The sequence below is a fragment of the Dyadobacter sp. HNCC25DJ185 genome (assembly GCF_056895195.1).
On sequence record NZ_JBXHAR010000003.1, the window covers coordinates 97,595 to 110,084 of the forward strand.

General features: G+C 44.9%; 7 protein-coding genes. 3 read left to right on the top strand and 4 right to left on the bottom strand.

Annotated elements, in window-relative coordinates:
- Positions 1-16 precede the first annotated feature (16 nt).
- Complete coding sequence (locus AC1XUF_RS08985; RefSeq protein WP_483341401.1) at positions 17-1,267, top strand: 3-deoxy-D-manno-octulosonic acid transferase; 1,251 nt, start codon at positions 17-19, stop codon at positions 1,265-1,267.
- A gap of 30 nt (positions 1,268-1,297) precedes the next feature.
- Here the strand turns inward: AC1XUF_RS08985 and AC1XUF_RS08990 are convergent, their stop codons facing one another.
- Complete coding sequence (locus tag AC1XUF_RS08990; protein ID WP_483341403.1) at positions 1,298-2,521, bottom strand: ROK family transcriptional regulator; 1,224 nt, start codon at positions 2,519-2,521, stop codon at positions 1,298-1,300.
- A 271-nt stretch (positions 2,522-2,792) separates the two neighbouring features.
- On the opposite strand from AC1XUF_RS08990, the gene rsgA reads away from it, so the two are divergent.
- Together rsgA and mce are read left to right on the top strand one after the other, a co-directional pair.
- Entirely contained in the window at positions 2,793-3,728 is a 936-nt protein-coding gene (gene rsgA, locus AC1XUF_RS08995; RefSeq protein WP_483341405.1) for a ribosome small subunit-dependent GTPase A, read from the top strand.
- Between the two features lie 13 nt (positions 3,729-3,741).
- A complete protein-coding gene (mce, locus tag AC1XUF_RS09000; protein ID WP_483341407.1) occupies positions 3,742-4,143 on the top strand; it encodes a methylmalonyl-CoA epimerase in 402 nt (133 codons plus the stop codon).
- 5 nt (positions 4,144-4,148) lie between these two features.
- On the opposite strand, the gene tamL is transcribed toward mce, so the two are convergent.
- The 3 genes from tamL to AC1XUF_RS09015 all read right to left on the bottom strand — a co-directional run bounded on the left by tamL (position 4,149) and on the right by AC1XUF_RS09015 (position 12,346).
- Complete coding sequence (gene tamL, locus AC1XUF_RS09005) at positions 4,149-6,584, bottom strand: translocation and assembly module lipoprotein TamL (RefSeq protein WP_483341409.1); 2,436 nt, start codon at positions 6,582-6,584, stop codon at positions 4,149-4,151.
- The gene (locus AC1XUF_RS09010) at positions 6,574-11,508 is read right to left on the bottom strand and encodes a translocation/assembly module TamB domain-containing protein (RefSeq protein ID WP_483341411.1); all 4,935 of its coding nucleotides are present in this window, start codon (positions 11,506-11,508) and stop codon (positions 6,574-6,576) included. Before AC1XUF_RS09010 ends, tamL begins: the two co-directional genes overlap by 11 nt.
- 124 nt (positions 11,509-11,632) lie before the next feature.
- Positions 11,633-12,346: a hypothetical protein gene (locus tag AC1XUF_RS09015; RefSeq protein ID WP_483341413.1), complete on the bottom strand. Its 714-nt coding sequence runs from the start codon at positions 12,344-12,346 to the stop codon at positions 11,633-11,635.
- Positions 12,347-12,490: the final 144 nt, after the last annotated feature.

Sequence of the window (12,490 nt, forward strand, 5' to 3'; positions counted from 1 at the left end):
TTTTACTCAGATTCCTTTGATTGAAATCACGTATCAAATCGTTATAGATCTTTTCGCTTTTCTGATCAAAATTGTTGCACCGTTCAACACCAAAATCAAGCTGGGTGTTGAAGGCAGGAAAGGGTTGATGGACAGAATGGCCCGGTCGTTTCCCGAAAAGACCAATGGCAGGCCGGTGGCCTGGTTTCATGCCGCGTCCCTAGGGGAATTTGAGCAGGGCAGACCTGTGATCGAAGCTTTTAAAAACCAGTATCCTGGTCATTTTATCCTGCTTACTTTCTTTTCCCCCTCCGGTTACGAAGTACGGAAAAACTACGCAGGGGCTGATTACATTTGTTATCTCCCTTTTGACACTCCTTCCAATGCAAAGAAATTTGTTTTGTTGGTCAAGCCTCATATCGCATTTTTTATCAAATACGAATTCTGGCACAATTACCTGAGAGAGCTGCGAAAAGCGGATTGTTATATCCTTTCTTTTTCGGCGATATTCAGGAAAGAACAGCCATTTTTCCGATTTTATGGGGGATTTCTCAGGCAGATGTTAACCCGTTTTGACCATATTTTTGTTCAAAACGAGGAGTCGGTCACTTTGCTGAAACAAATTGGGATTGCGGCGACCGTTGCCGGAGATACCAGGTTCGACCGTGTGAAGAGTATCGCCGAAGCCGCCCGTGACCTTCCCGAAATAGCCAGTTTCCGTGATTCAAGGGTATGTCTGGTTTGCGGCTCGGTTTGGGAGGAGGATATGCAGGTCTTGATACCGGTTTTGAATGATCTGCGAACAAAAATGCAAGTGATTATTGCTCCACACGAGATTAAAAAAGAGCAGATTCAGAGCTGGCGCGAAAAACTGATGGGAGCAACAATGCTTTACTCTGAAATCGGTGAAATTGACAGAAAAGGAGCGGATTTCCTCATCATTGATAACATTGGTATGCTTTCGTCCCTTTACAGATATGGAGAGATGGCTTACATTGGCGGCTCTTTCGGTGCAGGGCTTCACAATACGCTGGAAGCAGCAACATTTGGTTTACCGGTGATATTTGGAGATAAAAGCTACCACCGTTTCCAGGAAGCAGTAAACCTGATCCGGCTTGGCGGAGCAGTAGCTATACCAGATTCGCCAACGATTTTGAGATTACTGGCGGGCTGGATACAAGATTCTGAGTCGAGGAAATTAGCGGGAAATGTGAGCCGTAATTATGTGTTATCGGGAACTGGTGCAACCGAAATGATCATGGGTAAAGTGGTAGAATTATTAGGCTGACGGTCACTAATGTCAACCTAATAGACTGGCTCAGGGAAATTCTTTTGCAATAAGATGTTCGAAAAGGTGGGCCTGCGTACCCAGCAGACGGGCTTTTGCGCCAAGTTTGGAAATATGGATCGAAAGCGGGTTTTTAAAGTCGGATAAGCAGTACTTATTGATTGCCTGCTCAATGGGGTTGGAGATAAAGGGTCCGGCTTCCGCAAGCAGGCCGCCTACTATGATTACCTCGGGATTAAACAGGTGCACCGCCGTTGCCAGCCCTTTGCCGAGTTCAGTCCCTACTTTGCTCAAAAGATCGATCGAGAACTCGTCGCCCGCGTGTACAGCTTCAATTATATGAGACGTTTCAAGTAAATCGAGGTTGTTGTTGACAATCTGTGTCAGAATGGTAGCGCGTCCGCTATGGATACCTTCTTTCGCCTGGCGGATCAGCGCAATGGCCGATGTAATGGTATCGAGGCATCCTACCTTACCGCAATGGCAGAGCAGTCCGTCGGGCTTGACCTGAATGTGGCCCAATTCACCGGCAAAGCCTGACGCTCCATTGAAAACTTCCCCGTTGATGATGATGCCAAGACCAACCCCCCAGTCTATATTGATGGTCAATACCTGTGTTTTTTCAACAGCGAAGCCAAAACGGTGCTCGCCGATGGTTGTGGCCTTGGTATCGTTGAATAAGCAAACGGGTAGTTGGAAATGTTTTTTCAAATAGGTAACTAGCGGAACGCCCGGAGGTGTCAGATTGAGGTATGTCAGGTTGATCCCTTTTGAAGTATTGATAAGACCTGGCATCGAAACGCCAATCCCCCATAGTTTGGCAGGACTGATGCTGTTTGATTTAAGAAAGTCTTCGGTTGAGGCGAAGAGTGCTTCCAGGAAAGTGGCCGAATCGTCTAGCCTGATGTCAACCTTCCGTTTAACGATCAGCTGATTATGCAAATCGAAGATGACAAGCTGCGTATCATGCCGGTTGATGTCCATGATCAGTGTCAGGTACTTTTTGGGATTAAGGCCGTAGAGTACGGGCGGGCGGCCGGCGCGAGCGGGGCCTGTACCTGTCTCTGTTATCCACCCCTCGCGGATCAGGTCATTGACTATACCCGTAGCCGATGGTATACTGGCATGAAAGAGCCTCGCCATTCGGTTAATGGAAGTGTCCCCGTTTTGATATAGGTGGAGCAAAAGATTGCTTTTGATGCGGTTTTTTCGAATATCAATGACCGAATTCGGTTCTTCAGCGACTAAGTCCATTCTAAGGGGAGAGGTATTTATTGTATAGTATTATTAATATTCTTTATTATCCCTGGTTACTAATGTATGAAGAAAGTGTTAAAACGCCTGATTATATTAAAAAATATTATTATTGAATGAATCGTCACTTTTTCACCAATTCATGTAAAAAAACACTCTGGCAATAAAACTACTGGCTGTTATTGACGGCATTTTGACATTAATTCATTTATAATTGACCATTTCTGCGAAACTCCTTTAAATTTCACTACTTGCAATAAAAAATAAAAGAATGAGCTTGATAAAAGGATTGGTGCTGCGGTCTACCGGTTCATGGTATGAGGTGAGGGATAGCCGGGATGGACATATATGGCAATGCCGTTTGAAGGGCAAATTCAAAGCTTTGGGCCTGAAAGTCACGAATCCGATTGCGGTGGGTGACTATGTGAATTTTGAAATAGAAAATGAAGGAGAGAATTTCGGGATCATTCATGAAATACAACCGCGTGACAATTATGTGATCAGGCAGTCTGTTCACAAAACGGCCCATGCCCACCTGATTGCCGCTAATGTAGACCAGGCGATCCTGATCGCGACATTGGTTTTTCCAAGGACATCATTGGGCTTTATTGATCGGTTTCTCGTAGCAATCGAGTCGTTTCGTATTCCGGGCATATTGGTTTTCAACAAGCAGGATTTGTTAAATGACGATATGAAGGATTTTCAATCGGAGTTAATGGAACTGTATAGTAGTCTGGGATACCAATGCATGGCTGTGACGGCTGTGCTGGAAGAAGGATTGGAGGATTTTGCCGAATTGCTCAGAGGAAAAGTTTCATTGCTTTCGGGCCATTCGGGCGTGGGGAAATCGACGTTGGTAAATACAATCGCTCCGGATCTGAACATCAAGACGCAGGAAGTCTCGACCTTTGCAAACAAAGGCGTCCATACCACCACATTTGCCGAAATGTTCGAGCTTGAACCGGACACCTACATTATCGATTCTCCAGGAATTAAAGAACTGGGCCTTGCGGATATGAAGCCCGAGGAGATCAGTCATTATTTCCCCGAAATGCGGGATCTTCTGAACCACTGCCGGTTCAACAACTGTCAGCACATCAATGAGCCAGGTTGCGCTGTTAAAAGAGGCGTTGAAGAAGGTGAGATCGCGCTGAGCCGGTATGAAAGTTATCTGAGTATGGTAGGAGGGCAGGATAATCGGAAATAGCCCAATCAAGCGCATGATTAACGTTGAACACATCGGTATTGCTGTAAAGGAACTTGAAAAGGCAGAAAAGCTTTTCTCGGCATTATTCAATTCTGTTCCTTATAAACGGGAAACCGTTGAATCGGAAAAAGTATCCACCTCTTTTTTTCAAATCAATCAAACCAAAATAGAGCTGCTGGAAGCGACCTCTCCAGATAGCGTTATCGCCGGGTTTATAGAAAAAAAAGGCGAGGGTTTTCACCACATCGCCTTTGAGGTTGAAGATATTGTGTTGGAAATGGAGCGTTTGCGTAATGAGGGCTTTGTCCTTTTGAATGAAACACCTAAAAAAGGTGCCGACAACAAACTGGTTTGTTTTTTGCACCCAAAGACTACTGGAGCGGTTTTGATTGAGTTGTGCCAGGAGATTAAGTGACACTGCTAAAAGGGTAGTCCCACCGCAATATTCAAGATCAAATTCTCCTTACGCCAGGCTTTGCTGCCAAAATTGATTTCGTTAAATACCCAGGGATTTTTATTCTTGGTAGCATCATCGGGGTTATCAGGATCAGCTAACCCCTTATACCAGGGTTTCCTGAACGGCGTCGCCAGATCAAGCCTGAAAATCAGGAAAGAGAAATCCAATCGGAGACCTATACCACCACCTACTGCCAATTGTCGAAGAAAACCTCTGCTTATCAATCCTCTGGAGTCGTAACCTGATCTCAGGCTGTCCCCAAATGCCCAGATATTTCCGGCATCAACGAAAACGGCACCGTTTATTATTTTGGTAAAAGCCATACGAACCTCACTGTTGAACTCCATGCGGATATCTGCAAATGATTGATAACCTAGTAAACGAATTGATTGGGTATCAGGTGGATATGCGCCAGGGCCAAGCGATCTTGCTCTAAAAGCTCTGATACCCGTGCTTCCGCCGCCAAAGTATTGTTTAAACTGTGGCGTTTGCATTGTCTTTGAGTTTCCATACGGACGGATCGCACCTAACAGAAGCCGGTTTGCCCATTTAATGCCAGGAGTTATGGTGCGGTAGTAGCGAACATCGCCATCGAGTTTAATATACTGAAATACCGGAACTCCAAGGAATTCTTTCGGAAGCGTATCATTAGGCGCGGCAGGCTTTTTCGCAAAAAGGCTCAGCAGATTTCCACCGTAGTCAATTCCTCCACTAATAGCGAATTGGTTTTTGCTGAAAGGTTTTGGAGTTGGGTGATAGGATATGGAATAGTTTGACCCTGCTATAAAATATTTCTGGTCCACTATTTTATATAGTCTGTCTATATCCAGCGGATTCGTATTTGGGTCCGAAGCTATATCGCCGAGGAGCTCAGTATTGACGTTTCTAGGTTCAACAAAGTTGATTGAAATGGGAGTCAGGGTATGCTCAACCTCTTGATTTTTTCTCCAGACATAGGACCAATCGCCGCGAATAGATGTAGTCGTATAAAAATGCCTTTGAACCCTGTTTTCGTAAGTTAAGGAAAGAATCGTTTTGGGCAGTGCCTGGCTTTTCTCGGGCCTTATTCTAACAAAAGGGACAATAAATCTCGGGAAAGACAGATCGACTCTTCCCCCATATCTTATATATTCATTACCAACCGTGTTGGCATTAGAGCCGCGGTTGCCGCCTAACTGCACGTCAAATCCAAAGTATGGGCTTATTGTTAGCATTTCAGCACCTTTGAATGCATTCCTGTTACGCCAGGTAACCCTTAACTCAGAGCCGCCAAGGTTGTTGGATTTTGTACTGGCCGCAAGCATGGTCTGTAAAGACTTTTTCTTTAGCGGAGACAAATCATAATAAACATCCAGTAGTGCCGAATCGGAGCGGGGAACCAAATCAAAACGGTTGCGGACAAATTTGAAATTTTGAAGGTTTACCAGTCGCTGCAATGAAATGTCATGTACTTTATTATTGTACATATCACCTCGCCGGAAGCCAATCGCATCATAAAAAATCCGTCTCTTGTAAAGTTTTCCGGGATCAGTAATATTCAGGCCTCTGCGTAAGGGCTGGTTTGTTACAGAGTCTGCTGCCTTATTTTCATCCGTACCGGTATTCACATATATGCGGTTGATAAAATACTGTTTCAGCGAAGTCTGGGCGGTTTCTTTCTTGACTTCCAGAAATAGATTTACCTGCTGGGGCCCTAGTGTTGAATCGACTTTTCCAATGGTCGAATCCACTTTAATGATCAGATAATCGGGATTAAAATAGTAGTAGCCTTTTCCTTTTAACTCATTGTCAATCCGGGTTCTTTCCGAAGAAATCACATCCAGCCTCACAGGATCGCCTTTTTTGAGATAAGTATCTTTTTTAGCCAAAACCAGATCTCTGTTAAACAAAGAGCTGTCCGGTACCACATAACTGATTTCGTTGATTACATATCGAGGCATCACATAGGCGTCGAACTCCGCTATTGCAGTTCTTCGGGTCTTCTTTTTGCTTTCCACAAGTTTTCCCTTAACCGAAGAACGGTAATAACCTTCATTATCCAGAAAGGAAACCATATTGGACGCATTGATGTCCACGACACGCTGTGTTGCAAAGCGAGGTGGTTCACCCAGTTTTTTTCTGAACCAGCTTTTTAGTCCGCCTTCCCGCTTCGGTTCGCCAATCCAGTAGTAGAACCAGACTTTCCAAGCAAACCCGAATAGCGTCTTATTGGGTGGTGGCTTGATAATTCCTTCCAACTGACTCGCAACACCCGAAATATTTGGCTTTGAAATGCTGTCGGCCCTGGCATTAACTTTACTGCCGACATACAGGCTTTGGCCCGCAGGAATATATTTGTTGACAGAACATCCCGACAACCACGCGCAAAAAAACAGCATTGCTAATAAACTATTCTTCATTTCTTCTCTTTTGAAAAATTTCACGGAAAAGATCGTAATCCGCAGTGACGATGAAACTCACGCCGGTTTCGATAATAAAACCTTCCAGGATCGACTGGTACTGGTTTTTGCGATAACCCCTGAAAAGGTATCTGCCATCCCTTGTAATGGAATAATCCAGTGCAATGTTGTCGAAAACTTGTGTTGAGCTGGCGGAGTTGCTCTGGCTTTCCAGTTCAAAGTTTTTACCCACGGATACTTTAAGACGGTTATTCAAAAATGCTTTGCTCAGGCCCAGGTTAAGATCTGTCCGAGCACCGGTAGTCTGGTCTGCAGTAGAGTTTAAACCAATGTTGAGGTCTACCCCTTTGATCAGATCCGATGCCAGATTATTCAACTGATCGCTTAGCAACTGGCTTACGCTCTGACGTGCAACAGCTTCGGCGCTGGAACCCAGGTTGAAACCCGGGGAAGATTGATCCGTGATGAATTTATTGGTGATGAGAAGCGCAAACGCTTGTTTGTTCATTTCAGAAGTGTTCTGCTGCATATCTTGCCAAAATGTCTGGGCGGCAATATCGCTTATCACCTGCTCATCGATCTGCCCTTTTGGCAACACAATGTTGAAAGTGATGTTAGGTGTAGTCAGATTTCCGGTGATCACAATCTGTACTTCAACTGGTATTTTGCTTGCTCCCTGAAATTTAGCAGCGATGGAGCCAGGATCAACCATGACCGGATAAGCGGCTGTTATATTCAGATCCGCCTTCATGGGATCGCCTGTCCAAATCAAATTACTTCCTTTTTGTATCTCAAACTGCCGTTTCAGGATCTGTAAAGTCAGGTCGTAAGAACCTTCCGTTAGGTCGTATGAACCAAGCAGGAACAGTTGCCCGTTTGGTGCGATTCCAGTATTAAGCTGTGCATTTCCTTTCAGTCGGATATTATCACCGTTGAGCTCGTCTATCACAACTTTAAATTCAGACTTATCGTCCACCGCAATTTCCAGGTCGATTTGTTGCGCGAAATCGACCATGATATCGTTCGCCTTTTCAATCGAATCTACCTTCACAACCTGAGAGGAATCGCTCATATCAACAAATTCGATAATTCCCTTAGACGCGTCGCCGGCTTCTGTGGCGTCATTGGGAACCACAAAAGTGATATTACTACCGGGGTCCACCTTGATGCTTCCATTGACAACGGACTTGGCGCCCTGCCCTTTCACATTGAGGTTAGCATCAATGTTAGCTTTGCCAAAAAAAAGCGCGTTTTGTTTTTGGGTTGAATTAAGCACATTGAAATTCTTGCCTGCGATTGTCAGGTTATAACCTACATTTGGGATGTTAGCAATACTCACATTGCCATTGATCTTCATTTGCTGATTCAATGAATCAGTGATGATGAAGTTATTAAAATTGATATCCTGATTGTTGAACTGAATTTTCTGATTAGCCAGGGAATACTTTGAGCCCAATTGTGTAGGAGTGAATGCAAAGTTGTTAAAATTCACAGCCCCGTTTAATTTCGGGCTGTCGGTGGAACCAGTGATGGCAATATCGCCGGTCATATCTCCTTCCGCGCGTTTTAACTCTCCAAAGCTGAACGCTTCGATTGTCTTCGCACTTAGTTTCTTCAGATTCAGGTTAAAGTTCATCGGATTGTCCGATTTCAGGTTATAGCTGCCCGTCAAACCCATATTGTTCTCGCCGTTAACAAGCGTCATCGCTACCCGGATCAGGTTTTCTGTCTCGTTTGTGGATTTAATAGAGAGGTTCCCGACCGGTATTTTGGTAACCGCCAGACTGTCAATCGTAAGTTCACCCGTGTAAACCGGAGCCGTCATGTAATTGCTTAGTAACACCTTTCCGTTCAGTATACCGCTTGCCATGGTGGAATCACGTGTCGCGATCTCGATCAACGGGCCTATGGAAATATTGGTCATGGCAATGTCCAGCGGACCGTTTGGAGCCGAAGTGGTGCTGTTGATTTTAAGCGATTGTCCCTGGTTACTGATTACAAAATCTTTCACAAACAGGCTGTCGGTTGCGTACTGGATGTACCCTGCCGTATCCGTTGCCCATTTGCGGTAGTTCAGCATCAGGTCATCGCGCAGGTTCAGGCGGTACTGGTTATTGGCAATCGCCAGATCTCCTTTTACAATGTGCTGCTCGGTTTGAACCGAGTCTCTAACTACAAAGTCAAATTTTACGTCGTTGTCGACAATCTTGCTTCTTAATGAAGCATTCTGAATGCGGAAACTTCCTGTATTGATCAGACCTACATTTGCATTCAGTGATGCATTTTCCTGTACATTACTGAAGTCAACCGACACGCGTTCGGTGCGAATACTGTCATAATCAACCATCGGGATGCTCAGCCTGGCCACAATGGACGAATCCTTCTGGTTATCCATTTGCGCGTGAAGCTGTACGGCATTCATCTCGCGCAGTCCGGGAGCGAACATTTGGAACAAAGGATGGTTAGTTACCGTTGCGTCTAATGTGAAGTTGACTGGTTTGGCAACTTCTTTGTAGGTAAGGTTTGGGGCTTTGAAATGCTTGCCTACCTCGGTAAGCAGCGCATCTGCAAGGTCGGTATATGCATAGTTGCCATCCATTTTAGCTTTCAAAAAAGGCGCGTTAATGGTGGCCTGTCTTTCCCCGCTCGAATCGGTAAGCGCCATGCTGATGCTATCCAGTGGAATAGGCCTGCGGTGGTGCGTTAGTACCAAATCATTGATATTGACAGTTCCTAAGGGATTTTCAGGATTGGTGGAAGGCATATCTACTTGGATATTTCCTTTCACCTTCGTAGAATCTGTGTACAAATTCAACGCGGTCAGATCCAGATTGCGGATGTTAACATCCGCTTTTACCGACGGATAGTCTTTCGAAAGATCGGCCTGAGCGGTCAGCTTTACATCGATGTTTGGATCAGCCATATCAGCCTTGATATGAGCCATTCCGTGATCTACATCGCCTTTTAACGTCAGGTTTTTATAAATATAGCCTTTGATGTCAGCACTTTGCACTGTTCCGTCGAGGCGGGCTACCATGGTTTTTGGTGCATAGCCAACACCTTCCAGGTCTGTACGGAGTGTCAGCTTGCCCATTTCCTGCGGGGGCTGTTTCATGAGTTTTCCAAGATCAAAGTCATTGAAAGCCAGCGTACCGTTGTATTGCGCGCGAATGCTATCGGTGATGTCTTTCAGGTTTCCGGAAAAAGTTCCGATTCCAAATGAGGTATTGATCGTGGTCGTCAGCGTCAGGTTTTCCATAGTACCCTTCACTTTTCCTGAAATTTTGATCTCCTCAGGTAGTTCAATGGAAGCCGGTACTGCACTGTCGGGGAGCATTTTCATCAAATCCTGCTTTGTCGACGAGATTTCATTTACGTTCAAATCCATTGATAGCTTCTCGGGATCGGGTAAACCTTTCAGCCTTCCGTCGACATTCAGAACCGTTCCGGTAAGCATGCTGAACTTTGCTTTGGAAATCAGCATATCATCAACCGTGCCGGTAATTTGCCCGGAGCCTCTTACGATGCCATGAGGTTCTTTGTCAAAAGGTGGAGTTTTCGCCAAATCCGGGACGAGGAGCAAAATATCCGCAAATGCAATCCGACTGTCGGTCAGTTGCAGTTTGAGCCTAACCTTGGCGATGTCTTTGGTCAATTCGTCCAGGTTTTTGTATTTGAGGCTCAGCTCATCTCTTAAAAGTGAATTGGGCGTCCTTACCAGCAGGTTTCTCAGGTAAGTTTCCCGTTCCCCGTAGGCGAAGTTGGTATGAAATTCCTGCAACTTAAAGCCGCTTTTTTCATGAAATGAGCCGGATCTGAGCGCGCCTGAAATGACTTCAGAAGAAAAAAGGAAGTTCTGAAGGTCGATATTCAGGTCCTTTACATTCAAATGTGCAAAATCGAGGCCTTTTGGTTGCGCAGGTGTGTTGAAATCTTCATACCGGATATCATTGTTGACTAACTTGATATCACCCACTCTGACATTCCATCCCGGCGTTTCGGCCGAAGCGGAAATGCTGTCTTTCTTGGCTTCTGCTTTCGCTTTTTTCGCAAACTCTACATACAGGGACATCTTCTCCACCACAACATTTTTCACGTCCACTTGCTGGCTTTGCATAAAAATCTTGTTGACATGGCCCGTCAGCTTTCCAACAGTGATCCCATTTTTTAATCCGGATACTTCGTCGTCAAACTGCCATTTAAACTGCTCAATTTGGATATCACCCACCTTGAGATCCAACGAGTCGGCGGGATCGGGCGGGGGACTTGCAGCTGCTGCTTTGAGCGCAGGGTACATCCGCAGTTTTACCTGGCTGTTGAGCAACGCAACGTTGGAAGGATGATATTGGGAAAGTGAAGGATTGAATTTGTCAAATTTGACCGTAGCTGAATCGATATTGGCGCTGGCGTCCATACCTGTAACCGCATCGCGATAAGAAAGCCTGACTTGTTTCAGCGAGATTTGGTCAAGCCGCATTTCCATCGGGGCAGTGCTGGTATCCGTTTGTGCCGCTGCGGTGTCCGAGCCTGCAAACGCGTCGATGATAAACTGGAAATTGAAAATTGTGTCGGGAAGAACCCGGTTGATGTTGGCGTTGACGCCTTCCAATTCTATTTTGTTGATGCCGACATTGCCTTTGATGAGGCTGTACATATCTAAGTCAACATATAATCTCTTGCCTGCTACCAGTGTGTCGCCATGGGTATCTTCGAAATAAACGCCTTCCAATAGTATCCAGTCAGGAATGTCAAACCTGACTTTTTCGATATTTACTTTAGTTTTGAGTTTTTTGCGTAAAAAGGAATTGGCCTGTGTTGTTAAAAAATGCTGACCGAACGGTGTCTGTATTCCCCAAATTAATACTCCAACCAAAATCAGGATGGTCAGGATTATGATCGCCAATACTTTTAGTGCTTTCCTCATTCCTTATTATTAGCCCTGCCGAAAGTATTCAGACAAGTAATTTTCGTTCGTTTTTTCGTAAAAAATGGACGGTTAAACTTTTCAATTCAACCATCCAGGGTATTGTTCAAAGAAGGTTATTGTATTATCGCTTAAATAACTCTGCGTTCACGGCAGGATTGACGGCTAAGTCAGATTTGATCGTGACCGGTTTTTTGTCCACTGTATTAATCTCGACCAGTTTTGAAGGATATAGTATGCCATACGCCGACTTTACATAGTCCGACATTTCGGTCGTTGTTTCAATTCCTCCCTGGGTTACCTTTTGTCGAGTCAGCAGGCCCGATTTTCCGTCAAACCAAAGATTGTATTTCACCCCTTTCCCTTGTAGCTCCACCTGGTTGAACGGTATGCCATTCACCGCCTCGGCACCCACAGTTGTTGCGATCAGGCCCCGGTTTTTGTAGTCTATAAAAGGCACCAGGTTGTCGTACATTTCCTGTCTCATACTCTGCTGTTCGGCCTGGCTCAGGTCTTTTACGTCCATTTTCTGGCCGATCGGCACCTTAATCCAGCCCTGGTTACCTTTTACGGTATACACGAAGCTGCGCTTCATGATGGTTTTAGACTTGTAAATGGACTGATCCGGTAATGAGGTCGTGATGACAGCATCATAGGGTGTCGCTGAAGCCGCAGTGTAAGATCGTTTGATGTTATAGGATTTTACCCCGTCCCAAAGCGCTTTGCCGCCAGTTGCTTTGTAAAAATTCGCGAAAATCGAATCTGCGGGTAATTTCTGAGCAAAGGAGATGTTGGAAACAAACAGCAGCACAACCCAGATTATCAATGATTTTTTCATATCGATCAAATGTTAATGTTTAAACTTTTTACAGATTTATACGCGAAGGAATAAGTATTTCTTCAACTTTTAGATCTGTAAAAGAGCTTTTAGTTTAAATAAGCGAAATATATCAGTCGCTGCTTAACATTCATTTGCAAAAAC

Coding starts and splice junctions, on each gene's coding strand:
- mce (WP_483341407.1), top strand. CDS start 3,742: ATGATTAACGTTGAACACATCGGTATTGCTGTAAAGGAACTTGAAAAG.
- AC1XUF_RS08990 (WP_483341403.1), bottom strand. CDS start 2,521: ATGGACTTAGTCGCTGAAGAACCGAATTCGGTCATTGATATTCGAAAA.
- AC1XUF_RS09010 (WP_483341411.1), bottom strand. CDS start 11,508: ATGAGGAAAGCACTAAAAGTATTGGCGATCATAATCCTGACCATCCTG.
- AC1XUF_RS09015 (WP_483341413.1), bottom strand. CDS start 12,346: ATGAAAAAATCATTGATAATCTGGGTTGTGCTGCTGTTTGTTTCCAAC.
- tamL (WP_483341409.1), bottom strand. CDS start 6,584: ATGAAGAATAGTTTATTAGCAATGCTGTTTTTTTGCGCGTGGTTGTCG.
- rsgA (WP_483341405.1), top strand. CDS start 2,793: ATGAGCTTGATAAAAGGATTGGTGCTGCGGTCTACCGGTTCATGGTAT.